General features: G+C 70.4%; 19 protein-coding genes. 5 read left to right on the top strand and 14 right to left on the bottom strand.

All coding sequences use genetic code 11. The features are described from left to right. Positions 1 to 280: 280 nt before the first annotated feature. The 3 genes from BUF17_RS14305 to BUF17_RS14295 all read right to left on the bottom strand — a co-directional run bounded on the left by BUF17_RS14305 (position 281) and on the right by BUF17_RS14295 (position 2,496). Complete coding sequence (locus tag BUF17_RS14305) at positions 281 to 799, bottom strand: YcgN family cysteine cluster protein (protein WP_073629795.1); 519 nt, start codon at positions 797 to 799, stop codon at positions 281 to 283. Then, positions 789 to 1,169, bottom strand: coding sequence for a DUF1491 family protein (locus BUF17_RS14300; RefSeq protein ID WP_073629793.1), 381 nt, complete (start codon positions 1,167 to 1,169; stop codon positions 789 to 791). The genes BUF17_RS14305 and BUF17_RS14300 overlap by 11 nt, the downstream gene beginning before the upstream one ends. 313 nt (positions 1,170 to 1,482) lie before the next feature. Continuing rightward, positions 1,483 to 2,496 carry a peptidoglycan-binding domain-containing protein gene (locus BUF17_RS14295; RefSeq protein ID WP_139282538.1) on the bottom strand — a complete coding sequence of 338 codons (1,014 nt, stop codon included), beginning with the start codon at positions 2,494 to 2,496 and terminating at the stop codon, positions 1,483 to 1,485. Between the two features lie 410 nt (positions 2,497 to 2,906). On the opposite strand from BUF17_RS14295, the gene BUF17_RS14290 reads away from it, so the two are divergent. Both BUF17_RS14290 and BUF17_RS14285 read left to right on the top strand, forming a co-directional pair. After that, the gene (locus tag BUF17_RS14290; RefSeq protein ID WP_073629789.1) at positions 2,907 to 3,395 is read left to right on the top strand and encodes a hypothetical protein; all 489 of its coding nucleotides are present in this window, start codon (positions 2,907 to 2,909) and stop codon (positions 3,393 to 3,395) included. 262 nt (positions 3,396 to 3,657) lie between these two features. Then, complete coding sequence (locus BUF17_RS14285; protein WP_073629787.1) at positions 3,658 to 4,089, top strand: SufE family protein; 432 nt, start codon at positions 3,658 to 3,660, stop codon at positions 4,087 to 4,089. Here the strand turns inward: BUF17_RS14285 and BUF17_RS14280 are convergent. Next, positions 4,068 to 4,760 carry a DUF6456 domain-containing protein gene (locus BUF17_RS14280; RefSeq protein ID WP_244530891.1) on the bottom strand — a complete coding sequence of 231 codons (693 nt, stop codon included), beginning with the start codon at positions 4,758 to 4,760 and terminating at the stop codon, positions 4,068 to 4,070. The genes BUF17_RS14285 and BUF17_RS14280 overlap by 22 nt on opposite strands. 1,695 nt (positions 4,761 to 6,455) lie before the next feature. Beyond that, positions 6,456 to 6,851 (bottom strand): helix-turn-helix domain-containing protein, encoded by a 396-nt coding sequence (locus tag BUF17_RS14270; protein ID WP_244530890.1) that lies wholly within the window; start codon positions 6,849 to 6,851, stop codon positions 6,456 to 6,458. 536 nt (positions 6,852 to 7,387) lie between these two features. Here BUF17_RS14270 and BUF17_RS22965 point away from each other — a divergent pair. Beyond that, the gene (locus tag BUF17_RS22965; protein WP_073629781.1) at positions 7,388 to 7,810 is read left to right on the top strand and encodes a hypothetical protein; all 423 of its coding nucleotides are present in this window, start codon (positions 7,388 to 7,390) and stop codon (positions 7,808 to 7,810) included. Positions 7,811 to 9,129: 1,319 nt separating this feature from the next. On the opposite strand, the gene BUF17_RS14255 is transcribed toward BUF17_RS22965, so the two are convergent. The 8 genes from BUF17_RS14255 to mbhE all read right to left on the bottom strand — a co-directional run bounded on the left by BUF17_RS14255 (position 9,130) and on the right by mbhE (position 15,895). Then, on the bottom strand, positions 9,130 to 9,546 hold the full coding sequence (locus tag BUF17_RS14255) for a Ros/MucR family transcriptional regulator (RefSeq protein ID WP_073629777.1): 417 nt from the start codon (positions 9,544 to 9,546) through the stop codon (positions 9,130 to 9,132). Positions 9,547 to 9,908: 362 nt separating this feature from the next. Continuing rightward, a complete protein-coding gene (gene mnhG / locus BUF17_RS14250; RefSeq protein ID WP_073629775.1) occupies positions 9,909 to 10,262 on the bottom strand; it encodes a monovalent cation/H(+) antiporter subunit G in 354 nt (117 codons plus the stop codon). Next, positions 10,259 to 10,597: a cation:proton antiporter gene (locus tag BUF17_RS14245; RefSeq protein ID WP_428977653.1), complete on the bottom strand. Its 339-nt coding sequence runs from the start codon at positions 10,595 to 10,597 to the stop codon at positions 10,259 to 10,261. The genes mnhG and BUF17_RS14245 overlap by 4 nt, the downstream gene beginning before the upstream one ends. A gap of 14 nt (positions 10,598 to 10,611) precedes the next feature. Beyond that, complete coding sequence (locus BUF17_RS14240) at positions 10,612 to 11,088, bottom strand: Na+/H+ antiporter subunit E (protein WP_073629771.1); 477 nt, start codon at positions 11,086 to 11,088, stop codon at positions 10,612 to 10,614. Next, entirely contained in the window at positions 11,085 to 12,644 is a 1,560-nt protein-coding gene (locus BUF17_RS14235) for a Na+/H+ antiporter subunit D (RefSeq protein WP_073629769.1), read from the bottom strand. The genes BUF17_RS14240 and BUF17_RS14235 overlap by 4 nt, the downstream gene beginning before the upstream one ends. 1 nt (position 12,645) lies before the next feature. Continuing rightward, complete coding sequence (locus tag BUF17_RS14230) at positions 12,646 to 13,023, bottom strand: Na+/H+ antiporter subunit C (protein WP_073629767.1); 378 nt, start codon at positions 13,021 to 13,023, stop codon at positions 12,646 to 12,648. After that, positions 13,023 to 13,442: an MnhB domain-containing protein gene (locus BUF17_RS14225; protein WP_073629765.1), complete on the bottom strand. Its 420-nt coding sequence runs from the start codon at positions 13,440 to 13,442 to the stop codon at positions 13,023 to 13,025. Before BUF17_RS14225 ends, BUF17_RS14230 begins: the two co-directional genes overlap by 1 nt. Then, positions 13,439 to 15,895, bottom strand: coding sequence for a hydrogen gas-evolving membrane-bound hydrogenase subunit E (gene mbhE / locus BUF17_RS14220; protein WP_073629763.1), 2,457 nt, complete (start codon positions 15,893 to 15,895; stop codon positions 13,439 to 13,441). Before mbhE ends, BUF17_RS14225 begins: the two co-directional genes overlap by 4 nt. Before the next feature lie 333 nt (positions 15,896 to 16,228). On the opposite strand from mbhE, the gene msrB reads away from it, so the two are divergent. Beyond that, a complete protein-coding gene (gene msrB, locus BUF17_RS14215) occupies positions 16,229 to 16,651 on the top strand; it encodes a peptide-methionine (R)-S-oxide reductase MsrB (protein ID WP_073630075.1) in 423 nt (140 codons plus the stop codon). A gap of 24 nt (positions 16,652 to 16,675) precedes the next feature. Here msrB and BUF17_RS14210 read toward each other — a convergent pair whose 3' ends face one another. Then, positions 16,676 to 17,020 carry a hypothetical protein gene (locus BUF17_RS14210; RefSeq protein ID WP_073629761.1) on the bottom strand — a complete coding sequence of 115 codons (345 nt, stop codon included), beginning with the start codon at positions 17,018 to 17,020 and terminating at the stop codon, positions 16,676 to 16,678. A gap of 154 nt (positions 17,021 to 17,174) precedes the next feature. On the opposite strand from BUF17_RS14210, the gene BUF17_RS14205 reads away from it, so the two are divergent. Then, positions 17,175 to 19,301: a S9 family peptidase gene (locus BUF17_RS14205; protein WP_073629759.1), complete on the top strand. Its 2,127-nt coding sequence runs from the start codon at positions 17,175 to 17,177 to the stop codon at positions 19,299 to 19,301. The last annotated feature ends 54 nt before the right edge of the window (positions 19,302 to 19,355 follow it).

Genomic DNA, 19,355 nt, shown 5'->3' with positions numbered 1-19,355 from the left:
AGCCCGCAGCCCGCAGCCCGCAGCCCGCAGCCCGCAGCCCGCAGCCCGCGAACTCAAGCAATCCGCAGCACCGGGCGATCTTTCACGCCCGAATCGGCCGGTGCACGTCCTTCGCGGCACCTGCGGGAGCGTATCCGCCCGACCCGACACGGCGCACCCCCTGCTGCGCCGAATGAGATCGCCCACCGGCGCAACTGTCCGACCATAGCCAGACACTACCGGAGCAGCGTCACGCCGTCAAGGACAATATTCCTAGTGCGGAAATTATTCCTGGCGCCTCTCAGCGCGGGGCGCGCCCCTTCGCCGGCCGGGTCGGCGAAAGCCCGCCCTTCGGCACGCGGCCCGGCCAGCGCACCAGGTGGAACTCCAGTTCCTCCGGCTCCATGCCGTCCTCGGAGACCACCCGCCCGCGCACGGAAATGCCGGCCTCGTGCACGGTCGCCGGGTCCTGCGAGACCAGCGGGTGCCACCACGGCAGGTCCTGCCCTTCGGCCACCAGCCGGTAGCCGCAGGTCGGCGGCATCCATGACAGGGTGCGCACCTCCTCCGGCGTGAGGCGGATGCAGTCCGGCACGATCTTGGACCGGCCGGGATAGTCGGAGCACCGGCAGCTGTCGTGGTCGAGCAGGCGGCAGGCGACGTTGGTCCAGGCGATGGCGCCGGTGTCCCAGTCTTCCAGCTTGTTGAGGCAGCAGCGCCCGCAGCCGTCGCAGAGCGATTCCCACTCCGCGTCGGTCATCTCCTCGAGCGTCTTCGCCTGCCAGAACGGCCGCCCGGCGGCTAGGGCCTCAGCGGACATGGAACACGCCTTCCCAGCCGGGGCGGTCGGCCACCGGCATGTCGAGGAACGAGCGGCCGTCGCGGTCCTCCACCTCGACCACCCAGATATCGGGATCGAACGCCCGCTCCCGCGTCAGCCGCGCGTCGATGTCGGCCTCCGGCGCGCGGGCGGCGAGCTGCTCGAACCGGCGGTCGACCGGCCTGTCCTCGTCGACCAGCGCCTGGGGCGCCGGGCCGTAGAGATCGGCGGTGCCGTCGCCACGCACGATCTTCACGAAGATCGCGCCGGCTTCGTCGGCGCCGTGGCGCAGCACGGCCGCGAAGGCGCCGGCGCCCTGGCAGCGGCGCAGATAGGCACCGACCCAGAATGAGGAGACGACCCGAGCCATGGTTCCGTCCGAACAGCGCCGGCCTATCCCGGCGGAAGCGGCGTGTTCACGCCTTCCCGTCGGATCGCCCCGATCCGACAGGCAGATGCTCTAGCATGTTCCGGACGATGTTGGCACCAGCGGGGCGAACCGGATGCGAAGGCGGCCTTCCGGCCAAACCCGCCCCACCAAGCCCGCCTCAGCCAAGCCCGCCTCAATCGGGCCCGCCCCGGCCAAGCCCGCCCCGGCCACACACCGACCCGGCCACACCAGACGGATGGGGCTCGCCCCAGCCGGAATCCGTCACGGCCGAAGCGCCGCGCTGGGCATCCCCTCAGGATTTCGCCATGCCGCCGATCGAGACCAGCGTCTGGACCAGCCGCGCGTCGATGCCCTCGCCCGCCGGCAGGGCATGGTCGGCGCGGAAGCGGCGGATCGCCGTCGCCGTCCGGCCGCCGAGCCGGCCGTCGATCTGCAGCGGCCCGTAGCCGAGATCGGCGAGCGCCTTCTGCACGCGCTTCACGTCGGCCGGCGCCATCGCCGTGCCGCCGGAGGCCGCCGTCGCCTTCGCGTCCGTCTTCACCACCGTCGTCTTCGCCGCCGGGCCTTTCCCCGGATTTCCTTTGCCGGCATCGCCATTTCCGGCCACACCTGTCCCCGCCGCCGTCTTGCCTGCAGCCGTCTTGCCTGCCGCCGTCTTGCCAGCCGAGCCTTTGCCCGACGCGCTTTTTCCCGGCCCGTCGGCCGCCGACATCGCCGCCGCGATCGCGTCACCCGCCGGCCGCTTGTTCGGCGCGACCGTCAGGAGCGCCAGCAGCGTCTCGCTCGGCCGGCCCGTCACTTCCAGCCCCTGCGCCGCCTCGAAGGCCCTGATCGCCTCGACCGTCCCCGCATCGAGCACGTCGCCCGCCGGCCCGGCGAGATAGCCGCGGTCCACCAGCGCCTGCTCGATATCGCGCACCAGGCCGCCGTTCACCCCGCCGGCATTGGCGACCGCCACCATCTCGGTCGCGTCCGGCCGCGTGGCAAACAGCGGCGCCGGATGCGGCCCGGGCTGCATCAGCACCACGTTGACATAGATCGCCGCGCCCGCCGCAAGCCCGCCCGCCACCGCCAGCGTCGCCACCGGATGGGCCGCGAAGCCCCGGCCGATCAGCCCGAGCCCGCGCATGAGCCAGCGCGATACGAAGCCGCCCGGCCGGCGCGCCCGCGCCACCGAAGCACCAGCTGCCTTGCCGCCCGCCGCCTTGCCCTCCTTGCCCGCCGCCTGGCCCGCCGCCGGCCGCGCGGGCTTCGCCCGGCCCTGCGTGCCCCCACGGCCCGGGGCTGCCGCCTTGCGCGCGCTCACGGTCGCCGCTCCGCGCACGCGCACGCGCGGTCCGCATCGGCGGTCGCAGGCGGCGCGGGAAGCATGACGGTGCGGATCATCGGCGGCGGTCCCTTCGCGGGTGAGGTCGAAACCGGCCGTCCCTCTGCCGGCCGGGCGCGATCAGGCTGCCATCGCGGCCTTAAGGAACCCTCAAGTCGGGCCGGCGGCCCTCGCCGGCACCGGTCCTCGCCCGCGCCTGCGCAGAATTCCGTCGATGGATCGAATTGCGACAATCGCGAAAACGCCGGATTCAGCCGCGCATGAAACAGTGATGAAACACTGACCTATGGGGAACTGCGGGAACGGCCCCGCGGGTCCGTGAAGCGAGGGCTCCGGCCATCGGCAGGCCGGGGAGTGACGACCGGGCGAATCACACGGCGGGCGGTTCGATGGTGTTCCTTTTCAGATGCGTGTTCTGGCTCGGCCTCGTGTTCGTCATGGCGCCGATCCTGTTTCCGCCGGAGAAAGGCGCGGCTCCCGCCGCCGGGACAGCCGTGCCGGCGCACGAAGCCCGCGCCGCCGAGGAGCCCGTCCGCCGCACGCCCCAAGCCATCGCGCCCCAAGCCATCGCGACTCACGCCCTTTCCGGCGAGACCGCCGCCGGCCAGACCGCCGATCAGGGCGGCGCGTGGGAAACCCTCGGCCGCATCGTCTCGTTCTGCGATCAGCAGGCCGACATCTGCAACGGCGCCGTCGGCGTCCTGTCCCGCTTCGGCGACGTGCTCGGCGCCGGCATTGATTATGTCTCCGCCCTCGTCGGCTCCGAACCGGCGGCGGCACCGCTTCCCTCCGATCCCGCCCTGCGCGGCACGCTGACCGCCGGCGACCGCGAGGAACCCTGGCACGGCACCGGCCGCTCGCCGCCCCCGCAGGGCTGATGGCGTCCGCCAGCGTCCGGCGCGGTTGCGTCCTGCCGCCAAGCGACTATATCCGTCGCAAGACCATGCCGCGCAGGAACACACGCAGCTGGAAGCCCATCCCGTGCATCGGTGCACCCCGCCCGAAGGGAAGGCGCGTCGGCCGGATCGGCTCCCGGCCGGGCGGACCGCCTCCGCCGGCACATTTCCGCGGTGTCGCCTCGCCGCCGGACGACGCATTCGGGCCTCACGACCCGGCCCGCCACGCCAAACGGACCACGCGATGACCATCGACGAGATCACCGAAACCTTCGCGTTCCTCGACGACTGGGAAGAGCGCTACCGCTACGTCATCGATCTCGGCCGCTCGCTGCCGCCGTTCCCGGAAGAGCTGCGGACCGCGGAAAACATGGTGCAGGGCTGCACCTCGCGGGTGTGGATCGTGCCCTCGGTCGCCGAAGGGCCGGACGGCCCGGTGCTCTCCTTCCTCGGCGACAGCGACGCCCACATCGTGCGCGGGCTGGTCGCCATCCTCGTCACGCTCTATTCCGGCCGCACCGCCGGCGACATCCTCGCGGAGGACGCCGACGCGCTGTTCCGCCGGCTCGGCCTGCGCGAGCATCTGACGCCGCAGCGCTCCAACGGCCTTTCCGCCATGGTGCGCCGCATCCGTCACGACGCCGAAGCCGCGCTTCAGCCGATCTCCGGCCGGTAGCCCTCGGCACCCCAGGATCGCATCCGCGCCGCCTCCGGTCCGCGCGCGGCCTCCGAAAGCCCGTAATGCGCGGCAAGCCGCGACAGCGCCAGCGCCAGCACGATCTTGGCCGAGCGCACCGGCCAGCCGCGTTCGGCCTCGACCGTCTCAAGTCCCTTCAGGAAGCAGCACACGTCGGTCAGCACGCCGCCGAGCTCGGGGCCGACCGCCGAGACCGCGCGGTTGAACCGCGCACGCGCATCGAGCGCCGCATCGCCGAGCTCGCCCGCCGTCCCGCGTCCCCCCGACCGCCGCGCCGCCCGCGCGCCGCCGGCCTGCCAAGCCTGCGTCACCCGCGGCATCAGCCCGCCCCGGGTGAAATCCAGCCGCAGCCGCTCGCCCGCCTCCACCTGGGCCGATGACAGCAGCGGCCGCCCGTCCCGTCCGGGCCTGCGGCTCAGCCAGCCGAGCGGGCTCTCGGCGATGTCGAGCACCACGTCGGCGGCAAGCCCGGCCGGCGCCCGCCCGCCGCCGCCGTCCCGCCGCACCCGGCCCGCATCCCCAGCGGTCCCACCAGCCCGACCACGCCGCGAGAGGCCGCTCCCCTCGATGCCACCCTGCGAGATGCCGCCCGGCACGATCTCCTTAGCCGCCTTAATGTCCGTTATGGCGCTGTCGCGGCCCTTAGACACGCCCCCGCTCCCGACCGGCCGGCCCAGTCCGGCGGCCGCCGCCGACCGCACCCGTTTCATCGGCCGCCCCCCACGTCCCGCCCGTCCACGCCACACCCGCCCGTGCCAGCCCCACCCGACCCAGTTAAGCCCGAACCAGCCTCGCGCCGGCTAACCTCTCCCAAGCGAGCCTCGCCGGAGCCGTGTCCGACAGCGCCAAACACGACAGCCGGAAGCCAGACAGCGCCAGGTTCGACATCAGGACGTTCGACGGCGCACTTTCCGCCTGCCCGATCTCCGCTTGCCCCGTGTCCGCTTGCCCCGTGTCCGCCTGCGCCGTGTCCGCCTGCGCCGTGTGCGCCCCGGCTTCCCCCGATCGTGCCACACCGAACCGTGCCAAGCTCGCGAGTGCCAGCTTTGCCCGTGCCGCCCTTGCCCGTGCCAGCCTTGCCCGTGCCAGCCTTGCCCGCACAAACCTCGCCCGAGTCAGCCTCCCCGGAGCCGCTTTCGACAGCGCCAGGCCCGACAACAGGCAACCCGACGGCACTCTGTCCGTCTGCCCCGCGTCCGTCTGCTCCCTGTCCGCGTGGCACCTGTCCGCCTGCCCCCTGCCCGTCCCGGCGCTCCCCGCCCGTGTGATATCGAGCCCTGCCAAACCCGTCGGCGCCACGTCGGCCTGTGTCCTGCCCACGTTCGCTCGACCCACTTTCGGTTGGCCCACCATCGCCATCCCCGGCGGCGCCATCACGGACTGCGCCACGCCCCCGCGGGTCATCCCGGCTTGTCCCCAGTCCTCCCATCCCAAGTCGCCCCGTCCCAAGTCCACCCTTGTCATGCCCGCCCAGGTCATGCCCGCCCAGGTCATGCCCGCCCAGGTCATGCCCATCCAGGTCATGCCCACCCGTGTCATGCCCACCCGTGTCATTGCCCCCCGTGTCATGGCCGCCCGTGTCATGGCCGCCCGTGTCATGGCCGCCCGCACTGCGCCCGGCCGCGCCATCCCCACCCACATCATGCCCGCCGGTGCCCCGTCCGCCGTCGCTCCGGCGGATCGCGCCCCGGCCACCCGCCCCGGGCGATCGCTTCGAAGGCCGCACCATCGTGTCCATCATCGTGCCCGTCGTCCTCATACCCGCCCGCCGCCTCTCACATCCCTCGCCGCTGGCACGGCATGCGTCCCGCGACTCCCGACCACGTTCGCGTCCACCCACCGGCAGAAGCCTCTCACCGCCCCCCGTCCAACCGCACCGGTACCTCGTCTCCTCCCGGCCGATGGCAGCCGTCCCCTCGGGAACCGGCTTCGTCCCCCAGCACCGCTTCCCTCGCCACCAACAGTCGCCACCTCCGGCCCAACCGCACCGACACCTCATCTCCTCCCCGCCGATGGCAGCCGTCCCCTCCCGCGCCAGTTCCGTCCCACAGCCCCCCGCCATTGATAGCTGCCCTTCGCTCCGGGGCCGGCATCCTCCCGCCCGGCGCGTCTCCGCTCGCGGTGACCGCCGGCCGGCCTCTCGCAGCCCGCCTGCTGCCGGAAACCGCCCGTTCCCGGAACACGGCCATGTCCCACGGCGCGACGTTCCACCAGGAGGCCGCCTCCGGTGCCCCGGAGCGCGCACGGTCGGTCCGGCCGCGCCCCGCGCTCGACCGCCCCGCACCGCCCATCCGGTGCCACCCCGCCCGCACCTCCGGCGGGCGCCCGCAAATCGCCCGCGCCCGTCACGTGCCCCGCTCCAGCGCCGCGAGCCCGCTTCGCCACGCGCCGATCATTGCCTCGATCATCGCCAGCCGGCCGTCGAGATCGGGATCGTCCCGCCGCTCCTCGATCAGCCGGCAGGCGTGGGCCGCCGTCGTGCGGTCGCGCCCGAACAGCCGGCCCACCTCCGTCAGCGAAAGCCCGATCCCCACATGGGCGATGTACATCGCCACCTGACGGCCGAACGCCACCGGCGCGCGCCGCCGCGTCGGCGCGTCGAGCTCCGCCACCGGCAGATGGAACACCGCCGCCACCGTCGCCTCCAGAATGCGCCGCATGGCCTCCGGTTCGACCGTCACCGGCACGACCGCGGAAACCCCTTCGACGCCGCTCGCACCGCTCGTTGCCAACACACGCACCCTCTCCCTCCACACTGTCGCCGGCCCGTCGATAGGAATTTATACCTTTCACTGTGAGCGCGCCGGTATCGGCGGGGATAAGTTTTTGCCGGGTCCGCCGCCGGGCCGGCCCGGTGGTCGGCCCCGTGGTCGGCCCGTTGGTCGGCCCGTTGGTCGGCCCGTTGGTCGGCCCATTGGTCGGTCCTTGGCCGCCCGCGGCCTCGGGGCGATCCGCGCGCGCCGGTGGCTCGGCGGCCGGGCTTTTCCGGCCATCCCGGTGTTCTACCGCAACCAGAACAAAACAGGAACAACTTCAGAGCGGGAATCGCAATGCGCCGTCGAGGGCGGCGCCGAGTCGCCTCCCTTGAGCGCCCCCGGGGGGCGATCCGCCCTGCAGCGCGGCCGTGCGCCGGGCGGACAGATGCCGCCGCCCCCGCGAATCGACCGCGCGGCGCCCGGCGCAGCGCGAAATGATAGGAATTTTATCCTCGCCGCAACCGCAGGCCGGACACTGGCGAACGGGCCGCCCGGCCCGTCAACGCCAGGGAGAACCAGACATGCCCCCCAGCCGCCGCTGCTTTCGCTCCGACGGGGCGTTCCGGCCCGCCCATCCCGACACCCCGCACCGGCCCGCCGGATCGCCGGCGCCGATCCCGCTCGGATCGAGAGGCGCCCCCGTCGCGGAGCGCTACGACCGGCAGCTTATGCTGCCGCGTCTCCTGCCGCTGATGCCCCGTGAGATCGCCGACCTCAGCGTCGCGGGCCGATGGCACGTCGTTCGCCTGCTGGTCCGCGCCCTCAGACGCGAGCGGCGCGACGGTGCTGCCGGCCGCTGGACCTACGATCCGAACCGGCATCTCGGCCTGCGGCAGGCGCTCGATGCCGAGCGGCGCGCCCTCGCCACCACCCGCTGCGGCGGCCTGCCGCCCGCTCCGCGCCGCGACGGCCCCGGGTCTCTGCCGCCCGCTCCCGATCGCTGAGCGCAGCCGGACGGGACCGCCTTCCACCGCGGAAGGCCTTCGGCCGCACAAATACGGCAAGGGTGACACAGCACGGACTGTGGAGCCGACCCGGGCGCCGAATGTGGGGCCGCCCCGGCCGAAACGTGGCGGTGGCGCCATGGGAACCGGCACCGCCCCGCCGCCGCCCGGCACAGCAAGGCCGGCCCGCCTCGCCAGGTCGTGCGGGGACCCACGGCTCCGGCGACGGACCCGCGCGTCGCGGACCGCAAGTCGACGCAGCAAGTCGACGCGGCAAGTCGACGCGGCAAGTCAACCCGCCTGGCGGCATGGCATGGCAGCATGGATTGGCGGCATGGATTGGCGGCATGGCGTCGCGGCACGGCATGGCGTGGCCTTACCTGGCCGGCGTGGCTTGACCAATTGGTGCTGAGGCTGCCGGATTTTGCTTTGGCCGAAGCCACTTCGTCGAGGCCACTTCGTCGACGTCATTTGGCCAACGTCATTCGACGCAGCGCACCTCGGCGCGCGTGACCGGGCAGCGGCGTCTGAAGCGCTTTCCGATCGGATGGAACCATCCGATTGACAAGAATTCGCTCCAGATTCAAAGGGTTGAGCATATCCTTGTCGTTCAGATCGGTTCGATCTGAACGGGCTTTTACCCTAAAGCAGCCCGGATCCAGTCGACCGGGAATTTTCGACAAAGATCTTATGGAGCAAGCTCTTGTTGAGCAGCATCTGATCAATCAGGGTCTGATCAAACAGAATCGAATCGAAAAGGGTTTCGTGGGGTGAGGATTGGATAAGGATCCCGTGATCCAGAAACGCGCCGGCCTTGATCTATCGCCCCAGGTCGACCGTCAGGACGTGATGCACCAAGGTCTTATGCACTAGGAGACCATAGCCCATAAGCCGACGCTGATCTCTCGAGCGCTTTCCGATCGGACGGAATCATCCGATCGACAAGAAATCGCCTCGGATTCAAAGCGATGAGCTTTGCTCACGACCGATGATCAACGAACCCGGAACTCACAGGCCGGGAGCCGCCGAACTGGCGGCGAACGAACCGGCCGCCAACCCGCCGGGGTCCCGAGCGCCCCGCGGTTCGCTCCCCATCCGGCGAAGCAGCAGGATCTCCCGCGCTCCCTCCGCGATGGAGGGCCACGTCCGGAGCGACGACACCTCCGAACGCCACACGCTCATCTTGCGCCCTGACGTGGCGCTGAGGGGCCGAACGGCCCCAGTCTCCAGACGCACCGGCAGCGCACCCTGCGATGCCGCCGCGAGGCGGCGAACCGGTCCGGTGCGGCTGCCGTGCATCGAAGACGATCAGGCGTCGGTCACTTGCCGCGACGGCGCTGCTGGCCGAGGCCCATCTTCTTGGCAAGCTCGGACCGGGCCGCCGCGTAGTTCGGCGCAACCATCGGATAGTCGGCCGGCAGGCCCCACTTCTCGCGGTACTCTTCCGGCGAGAGATTGTAGTGGGTGCGCAGGTGCCGCTTCAGCGACTTGAACTTCTTGCCGTCTTCCAGGCACACGATATATTCCGGCGTCACCGACTTCTTGACCGGAACGGCGGGCTTCACCGGCTCGGGCGCGAGTTCGACGACACCGCCATTGGTCTTCTGCAGAGCAGAATAAACCTCGGCAATGATCGCCGGAAGTTCGTGAGCCGGAACCGTATTGTTGCTCACGTAGGCGGAGACGATATCCGCCGCCAGATCGATCAGGCTGCCGTTTTCAGCAATCTCGCTCATTTTTCACCTTTATGCAGCGCGCTCCCGCGACCGCGCCAATCTTGAACTTTGCCCGTTCACGGCGCGCGTTTTGTTCGCGCACCTGCCCCATAGCGCCCTGTCGATGATGACTAGAAGGCTCGTTCAGGAAAGTCAACAAGCTTTACTCTCGCTAAACACCTTTCACCGGCAGATTGCTTGTGAAGGACGTAACTCACCATGAATTAGGCCGGGTGAGTGCGCGAATACGGCAATAAAAAGACGAGCGCGTGCGTTTCGAACGTCAGCAGCACAGGCAATAACGGGAACAGATCATCGCCGGCCATTCCGCCGCGCCGGGCGCCGGCGCGAATCGCGCGGCCCGCGGCGGATGTCGGCGGCCGTCAGGCGTCGCGCTGCCGCCCCTCCGCGGCGTCCGCCAGCGCGTCCGGCCGGGTGCGCGGCGAGGGGCGATAGCCCGCCTTGTAGAACGCGCGCGCCATCAGATGCGCGGCGATGGGCGAGGTCAGAAGCAGGAAGATCGCGCCGGCGATCGCCCGTGTCGCCACCGCCAGATCGCCCGAATGCACCGCGACCGCCACCAGCGCAAGGCCGGAGCCCACCGCCCCCGCCTTGCTCGCCGCATGCATCCGCATGTAGATGTCGCCGAACCGCAGGATTCCGACGGCGGCCAGCAGCGCGAATATTGCGCCCACCACCAGAAGGACGCCTGAAAGCACGATCGCCACCGCGCTCATGGTGCGGTCTCCTTCTCAGCGGCCGTTCCGGCGGTATCGGCGTCGCCGGCCTCCCGGGATCGTCCCCGCGCCAGCACGAACCGCGCGAAGGCGACGGTCGAGAGGAAGCCGACCAGCGCGAGCGAGATCGCCACGTCGACATAGAGCATCTGGCCGGTGCGCACCGCGATGGTGGCGATGAAGCCCACCACCGCCGCCACCAGCATGTCGAGCGCGATGATGCGGTCGGGCAGCGTCGGCCCGCGCACGATGCGCACCACCATCAGCACGAACGCGGCGGAGAACAGCACCAGCGCGATTCCGGTCGCGATCCGCAGGAACAGGGCGAGGTCGATGGCGTCCGCGGCGATCATCTGAAGGCCTCCAGGATCTTGCGCTCGAACCCGTCGCGGATGTCGGCGATCACCGCGGCCGGATCCGGCGCGTCGATGCAGTGCACGAACAGCACCCTGCGGTCGTCGGAGACGTCGACGGACAATGTCCCTGGCGTCAGCGTGATCAGGTTTGCCAGAAGCGCGATCTCGATGTCCGAGGTCACCGTCAGCGGGAAGGCGACGATCGCCGGATGCGGGTCGAGCCGGGGTGACACCACCATCGCCGCGACCCGGACGGCCGACTTGGCGAGTTCGACGAGGAACAGCCCCGCCAGGGCGGCGGCGCGGGCGATCCGGCCGAGATAGCCGGGCCGTCCGGTGCATTCGCGGATCAGAACGAGCGCCAGCGCGCCGAGACCGAATCCGAAGGCGAGATTGAGCGCCGAAAACCCGCCGGTGACCGCCGCCCAGGCGAGCGCGAGCAGGACGTTGGCGAACACGATCGGCATCATCGCCCTCCCCCGAACACGGCGTCGAGATAGGCCCCGGGATCGACCAGCCCGGCCGCACCGCGTGTGGCGATGGCGAGCGCGGTCTCGGGCGCGAGCCCGAGCCAGGTGACGATCGCGACCAGCGCGAGGATCGGCCCGATCACCGCCGCCGGCAAGCGGACCGCCGACGCCTTCCGGCCGTCGGCGGCTGGGCGCCAGAACGCCAGCAGCCAGATGCGGCCGAGGGCAAGCGTGGTCAGAAGTCCGCCCGCCAGCATCGCCGCCGCGAGCCACCCCGCCCCGGCATCGAGCGCCGCCCCGACCAGGACCGCCTTCGGCCAGAAGCCGGACATCGGCGGCAGGCCGGCGACCGCCAGCATCAAAAGGAAGAACGCCGCCGACAGCCAAGGATAGTCGCGGTAGAGCCCGCCTAGCCTCGCCAGCGACGACGAGCCCGCCACCCGCTCGACGGCCCCGACCGTCAGATAGATCGCCGTCATCGCCAGCATCGAGTGGACCGCGTAGAGAAGCGAGCCCGACAGCGCCCGCTCGCCGCCGACCGCGAGCCCCGCCAGCACGAAGCCGATGCCCGTGATCACCATGAAGCCCAGGCTGCGCCGGATCTCCGTCTGCGCCAGGCTGAGAAGCGCGCTCGTCAGGATCGTCAGCGCCGCGATCCAGGCGAGAGCCGGGGCGAGCGCCGCCCGCTCCGCCGGCATCAGCATCGCCAGCGTGCGCAGCAGCGCATAGGCGCCGACCTTGGTGAGAAGCCCGGCGAACACCGCGGCGACCACGATCTTCGGGGTGTGGTAGGAGGCCGGCAGCCACGCATTCAGCGGAAAGGCCGCCGCCTTCATGCCGAAGGCGACGAGATAGAGCGCGGCGATGACGATCACCGGCCCATCGAGCGGCCGCCCGGCGAGACGAATTGTGATGTCCGCCATGTTGAGCGTGCCGATGAGGCCGTAGAGGTAGCCGGTCGCGATCAGAAAAAGCGTCGTCGCGATCAGGTTGAGCAGGCCGTACTTCACTGTGCCGTCGATCTGCCGGGGCGTGCCGCCGAGCACGAGCAGGCCGAAGGACGAGATGAGCAGCACCTCGAACCAGACATAGAGATTGAAGATATCCCCGGTCAGAAACGATCCGGAGACGCCGGCCAGCATCAGCAGCAGGAACGGAAAGAACCCGGCGCGGCGCGCCGGCCCGTCCACGTCCGCGAGCGCATAGAACGCGCCCGCGAGGCCGCAGACCGCCGCCGTGAGCGCGAGCGCGGCGCCGGCCGGGTCGACGGTGAAGGCGATGCCGAACGGCGGCAGCCACCGCCCCATCACCATGGTCACCGGCCCCTCGACCATCACCCGCGCGAGGAGGGCGAGATCGGCCGCGGCAACGAGAGCGAGCGCGACGATGGCCAGAACCGGCTGCAGCCGCGTGAAGCGCCGCAGCATAACGCCAAGCGCCCCGCAGGCGAGCGGCAGCACCACCGGCACGATGACGAGCCAGTCCCGCGCAGCGGTCGGCACCGTGATCATCGCGGCGGCGATGTCGACCGCCGCGCCGTCCGTTCCTGCCGCCATCTCAATATCCCCCGGGCGGGGGCGGTTCCCGGACGGGCTCCGCCAGCCTCATCTCGTCCACCGCGTCGGTCCCCATTTCCTGATAGGCGCGATAGGCCAGCACCATCAGGAAGGCGAAGAACGAGAACGAGATCACGATCGCCGTCAGGATCAGCGCCTGGGGCAGCGGATTGGCGGTGATGCCGGCCGGAATCACCGCATCGGGCGGGATCACCGGCGGCACCTCGCGCGTCAGCCGGCCGGCCGTGAAGATCAGCAGGTTGACGGCGTTGCCGAGGATCGCGACGCCGATCAGGATGCGCACGATGCGCCGCGACATCATCAGATAGAGGCTCGCGGCGAAGAACAGCCCGACCATGACGGAGAAGATGCCTTCCATCAGCCCACCTCGCCATCTTCGAGGATCAGGGCGATGGAGGTGAAGGCACCGACCACGACGAGATAGACGCCGATATCGAACAGCATCGGGGTCGAGAGGTCGATCACCGTCCCGAACACCGTGGGACTGACCCATTGGGAGGTGAGATAGGGCTCGGCGAACACCAGCGACGGCAGCCCCGAAAGCGCCGAAAGCAGAAGACCACAGGCGGCCACGCTGATCGGGTGCACCACTGTCGCCCGCCGCATGGCACCCGGCCCGAACGCGATGCCGTAGATGGCGAAGGCCGAGGCCGCGATCAGGCCGCCGATGAAGCCGCCGCCCGGCTCGTTGTGGCCGCGCAAAGTGACGAACACGGAATAGATCAGCATCAGCGCGGTGAGGTAGGGGGCGAACGCCCGGAAGATGACGGTGTTCATGCCCTCTCCTCCCCGTGCGTGCCAGTCTTCGCGGTCCCGGCACGGGCCTTCAGCGTCACCAGCGCGAGGATGGCGAGCCCGGTCACCAGCACCACGGAGATCTCGCCCAGCGTGTCGAGGCCGCGGAAGTCGACGATGATGACGTTCACGATGTTGCGGCCGTGGGCGATCGCCCGGCTATAGGCCGAGAAGAACGCCGAAAGGCGGTCGTCGAACGCACCCGCGGTTACCCACAGCAGCAGCAGGCCGAACCCGGTGCCGGCGAGCACCGCCAGCGCCCCGTCACGCACGCGCTCCATCGGTGTGCGATGATCGCTCGGCGCGAGGTCGAGGCGTGTCATCACCAGGGTCAGGATCACGACCGAGAGCGTCTCGACCATGAACTGGGTGAAGGACAGGTCAGGCGCGCCGAACAGCAGGAACAGCACCGCCACCGCGAAGCCCTGGATGCCGAGCGAGACGATGGCGACGAGGCGGCTCTGCGCGGCGAGGACAGCATAGAGGCCGGCGACGGCAATCGCCAGCATGGCGAGTTCGTAGATCGTCATGCCCCGCGGCCACAGCACCGACCAGGGCAGCGCCGGCCAGGCGCCGTACGCGATCATCGGCGCGAACAACGCGGCGATGATCGCCACCACCGCGATGTTGATATAGGCCTCCAGGTGACCGCCGTGCAGAAGGTCGCGCGCGGCGACCGCGAGGCGGATCAGGGCGGAAACGGCCTGGTCGAACCCCTTGTCGGGTCCCCAACCGACAGTGCCGAGGGCACGGTCGACGGCGGCGCGCAACAGATCGAGCCGCACGAGCAGGATGAGCCCGGCGAGGATCGTCAGGACGGACAGCGCGAAAGCCGGCACCAGCGCGTGGGGAACGAGGTGCAGGTCGACGGCTTCGCCCGCGCCGGCCGGCCCCTCGATCGCCGCCGCCATCGGGCCGATCAGCAGCGTTCCGGTGGCATGGGCCAGCAGCGCCGTTGCGAGCCCCGCGAGCGCCAGCACCACCGGCCCGAGCCAGAGGCCCGGCGGCCCTTCGTGGACATGGCCGGCAGCGGCGTGCCCACCGTGGCCGCCGCCGGCATGTCCATGGGACGCAGCGGTATCGGAGGCACCTGCATCTGTAGCGCCGGCGCGAACCTCGCGACCGAGGAATGGCTTGATCACCAGCGCGGCGGCGATGGTCACCATCAGCGCATTGCCGACGAAACCGACCGCGACCGCCGTCACGGCCGCCGAGGGCAACCCGGCGAGCGCGCCATAGACCTCTTCCTTGGCGATGAAGCCGAGGAAGGGCGGCAGGCCCGCCATCGACATCGCGCCGCAGGCGGCGGCGGCGAAGGTCAGCGGCATGTGTCGCCGTAGGCCACCGAGCCGGCGGATGTCGCGCGTGCCGGCCTCGTGGTCGATTGTGCCGGCCACCATGAACAGCCCGCCCTTGAACAGCGCATGAGCGACGAGATAGGCCGCCGCCGCCTCGATGGCTGCCGGCGTGCCGAAGCCGACCAGCATCATGATCAGCCCGAGAGAGGCGACGGTGGTCTGGGCGAGCATCAGCTTCAGATCGGTCTGGCGCACCGCGAGCACCATGCCGGTGAGGAAGGTCGCGCCGCCAAACAGCGGCAGGATGGTGGTCCAGGCGGCCGTGTCGCCGAGCGCGGGATGGAGCCGCATCACCAGATAGAGCCCGGCCTTCACCATGGTGGCCGAATGCAGGTAGGCCGACACCGGCGTCGGCGCCTCCATGGCGTTCGGCAGCCAGAAATGCAGCGGCACCTGCGCAGACTTCGTGAAGGCGCCACCGAGCACGAGGATGAGGATCGGAAGGTAGAGCGCGGTCTGCTGCAGGCCCGGACCTGAGATGAGCGCGGAGATCGAAGTCGAGCCCGTGACGTTCGCGATCATCACCACGGCACCGAGCAGCAGAAGGCCGCCGCCGCCGGTGACGATCAGCGCCTGCAGCGCCGCCCGCCGGGCCGCCTCGCGCTCGTGATCGAAGCCGATCAGCAGGAACGACGTGATCGAGGTCAGTTCCCAGAACACGAACATGGCGATGAGGTCGTCCGAGAGGACGAGCCCGAGCATCGCACCCATGAACAGGAAGATGAACGAGAAGAACCGCCCGAGGCCGGGATGCCCGGCGAGATAGGCACCGGCATAGATCACGACCAGCGTGCCGATGCCCGTGATCGCGAGCGCGAACACGAGCGAAAGCCCGTCGATCGCCATCGCGTAGCGCACCCCGAGGGAGGGGACCCAGTCGACGGAGAACAGCAGCGTCTCGCCGCCCGAAACGCGCCCGGCGAGGCTCGCGAACCAGACGAACACCAGGGCGGGCACGAGTGCGAGAATCCAGCCGGTCGCCTTCGCCGCGCGTTCCCGCAGAGAGCGCTCTACGAACGGGGCGAGCAGCGCGGCGGCAAACGGCGCCAGTGCGACGATCAGCGTGCCTCCGCCCATCGGCTCTCCTCTTGGTCGCGGGCTGCGAATGAGACAGGCACGGCCGCTGGGGGCGTACCCTTCAGGGGCCTGGCGCACCCGCCGGCCACAACGTTCGTGGACCGTGAATATCGGCCGCGCGCGGCTGTCACAAGGAAAACCGTGCGCGGATGCAGCCACGGGAAGGGCCGCATGAGCGGAATCGATGCTTCCATGCGGGCGCGCCGCATCGGCGGGCGGGCGATTGCCCATCGCCGGTCCGATGCCTATCTGTGGGTCAATCCGTTCCTGCGTCCGTCGGCCTCAGGGCCCCGCACGCCGCCGCTTCCCGCCCCCACCGAAAGGGAGAGGATCATGTCCGACACGATGCCGGCCCGCCGCGAGAAAGTGATCAAGTCCGACGCCGCGTGGAAGGCCGAACTCACGCCCGAACAATATCGCGTGACCCGCCGCGCCGGCACCGAGCGGGCGTTCACAGGCCCGTTCTGGGACGAGACCCGAGCCGGGCTCTATGCCTGCATCTGCTGCGGCGAGCCGCTGTTCCGGTCGGAGACCAAGTTCAATGCCGGCTGCGGCTGGCCGAGCTTCTTCACGCCGGTGGAGGAAGAGGTCATCGACGAGCACGACGACACCTCGTTCCTGATGCACCGCACGGAGGTCCGCTGCGCGCGCTGCGACGCTCACCTCGGCCACGTCTTTCCGGATGGACCGCCGCCGACCGGCTTGCGCTACTGCATCAACGGCACGGCGCTGACGTTCTTTCCCGACGAGGATTGAGGCTCGCCGCGGAAAACCGCCGCCTCAGGCGGCCGGCGCAGGCGATGCTGGCGGCGCGATCGGACGGCAGGACCGCTCGACGATCTCGCCGCTGCCGTCGGAGGCGACCGCAAGCCACGCCTCGCAATCCGATTGCCGCTTGAAGCAGGCGATTTCGTCGCCTCCATGCATTCCCCGCCCGCCCTTTGCCGTGAAGCGCCCGATCCAGAGCTTGTCCGGCTCGCCACAGGAGAACTGATCCTTCAGCGTCTCGATCCTGGCACTCTTGGCCGCATTCAGCGCCGCGGTGCCATCCTGGCATCCCGCGGCAAGCACGGCCGCGGCCGCTGCGGCGAGGACCTGACGCGACCAAAGCTTGCGAACCGGCATTGTCCCCGTCCCCCCGGCCCCACAGGCGGGGCCGCCCCGATGGACAGAGCTAGCGGGACAATGTGACACCTGAACTTCGGAACGCGGCGGAGACCGGCCCCGCCGCGCCCACCAGCCGCTCTTCTCTGACCCAACGCGCCTTCGAAAGCATCCGATGACCGAAGCAAACTCCGCCGTTTCCGCCCTTCGCCTCGATCCCGCGGCGGGTATCCCGCCGCGCGCGGCCCGCCGGCCGGCTGAGACGACCTTCCACGGCGACACCCGCGCGGACGAATATGCCTGGCTGCGCAGCGCCGAGTGGCGCACCGTGATGCGCGATCCTTCCGCGCTCGAGCCGGATATCCGCACCCACCTCGACGCCGAGAACGCCTATTGCGAGGCCGTGCTCGCCCCGCTCACCGGGCTGCGCCAGACGCTGGTCGCCGAACTGCGCGGCCGCATCCGCGAGGACGACAGCTCGGTGCCAGCGCCGGACGGCCCCTATGCCTATGCCATGCGCTACCGCGAGGGCGGCGAGCATCCGCTGGTGGTGCGGACGCCGCGCGCCGGCGGGCCGGAGGAAACCCTTCTCGACGGCGACGCGCTCGCAGCCGGCAAGAGCTATTTCCGCCTCGCCGCTGCCGACCATTCCCCCGACCATTCGCTGCTGCTCTACGGCTCCGACGAGACCGGCGGCGAGGTGTTCACGCTGCGTGTGCGCGACCTCGCCTTCGGCGCCGACACCGGCGACGTGGTGACGGACACCTCCGGCGATGCCGTCTGGGAGGCGGATTCCCGCGCCTTCCTCTATGTCCGCCTCGACGAGGAGCACCGCCCGGCGGCCGTCTACCGCCATGTGCTCGGCACTCCGGCCGAGACCGACAGCCTGATCTATGCCGAAGCCGATCCCGGCTTCTTCGTCTCGGTCGGCGAAACCCAGTCCGGCCGGTTCCTGAGCGTCGACGTCCACGACCACGAGACCTCCGAAAGCTGGCTGATCGACCAGCAGGACCCGGAGCGACGCCTCGTTCTCGTCGCGCCGCGCGTGACGGCCGAAACCTATTCCATCGACCACGGCGGCGGCGACAGCTTCGTCATCCTCACCAACGCCGGCGACGCGGAGGACTACAAGCTCGTCACCGCGCCGGTTTCCGATCCGGGCCGCGAGACGTGGCGCGATCTGGTGGCGCACCGGCCGGGGTGCCTGATCCTGTCCCACACCGCCTTTGCCGGACATATCGTGCGGCTGGAGCGGGAAGGCGGGTTGCCGCGCATCGTGGTGCGCCGCATCGAGGACGGGGCGGAGCACGCCATCGCCTTCGCGGAGGAGGCCTATTCGCTCGGCATGTCCGGCGGCTACGAGGCCGACACCACCACGCTGCGCTTTACCTATTCCTCGATGACCACGCCGGCGCAGGTCTACGATTACGACATGGAGGCGCGCACCCGCGTGCTGCGCAAGGAGCAGGAGGTGCCGTCGGGACACGATCCGGCGCTCTACGTCACCCGGCGTCTGGAGGCCGTGGCGCCGGACGGGGAGACAGTGCCCGTCTCCGTGCTCCACCGGCGCGACATCGCGCTCGACGGCAGTGCGCCCTGCCTGCTCTACGGCTATGGCGCCTACGGCATCTCCATTCCCGCCTCGTTCTCCACCAACGCGCTGTCGCTGGTGGATCGCGGCTTCGTCTATGCCATCGCCCACGTCCGCGGCGGCAAGGACAAGGGCTTCCGCTGGTACAAGGCCGGGCGCCGCGAGGCGAAGGTCAACACCTTCACCGATTTCATCGCCGTCGCCCGCCACCTCGCCGCGCTCGGCTTCACCGCGCCAGGCCGGATCGTGGCCCAGGGCGGCTCGGCCGGCGGGATGCTGATGGGCGCGGTCGCCAACATGGCGCCGGACATGTTCGGCGGCATCATCGCCGAGGTGCCGTTCGTCGACGTGCTGAACACCATGCTCGACGCCACCCTGCCGCTGACGCCTCCCGAATGGCCGGAATGGGGCAATCCCATCGAGGACGCCGAGGCCTACCGGCGCATCAAGGCCTATTCGCCCTATGACGGCGTGAGCGCACAGGCCTATCCGGCCATCCTGGCGCTTGCAGGCCTGACCGATCCGCGCGTGACCTACTGGGAGCCGGCGAAATGGGTGGCGCGGCTGCGCGCCGCCAAGACCGATGCCAACCCGCTGCTGCTGCGCACCAACATGGACGCCGGGCACGGCGGCGCGGCCGGGCGTTTCGCGCGGCTGGAGGAAGTGGCGCTGGTGCAGGCCTTCGCGCTCGCCGTGACCGGCCGCGCCTGAGGTGAGGCCGGAGCGGTCGGACCGCATAACCGGCGCGCGGCGGACGACGCGCGG

Source organism: Pseudoxanthobacter soli DSM 19599, assembly GCF_900148505.1.
GTDB classification, from domain to species: Bacteria; Pseudomonadota; Alphaproteobacteria; order Rhizobiales; family Segnochrobactraceae; genus Pseudoxanthobacter; species Pseudoxanthobacter soli.
The sequence above is the reverse complement of the archived record's forward strand: the minus strand, read 5'-3'. Positions and strand labels throughout refer to the sequence as shown.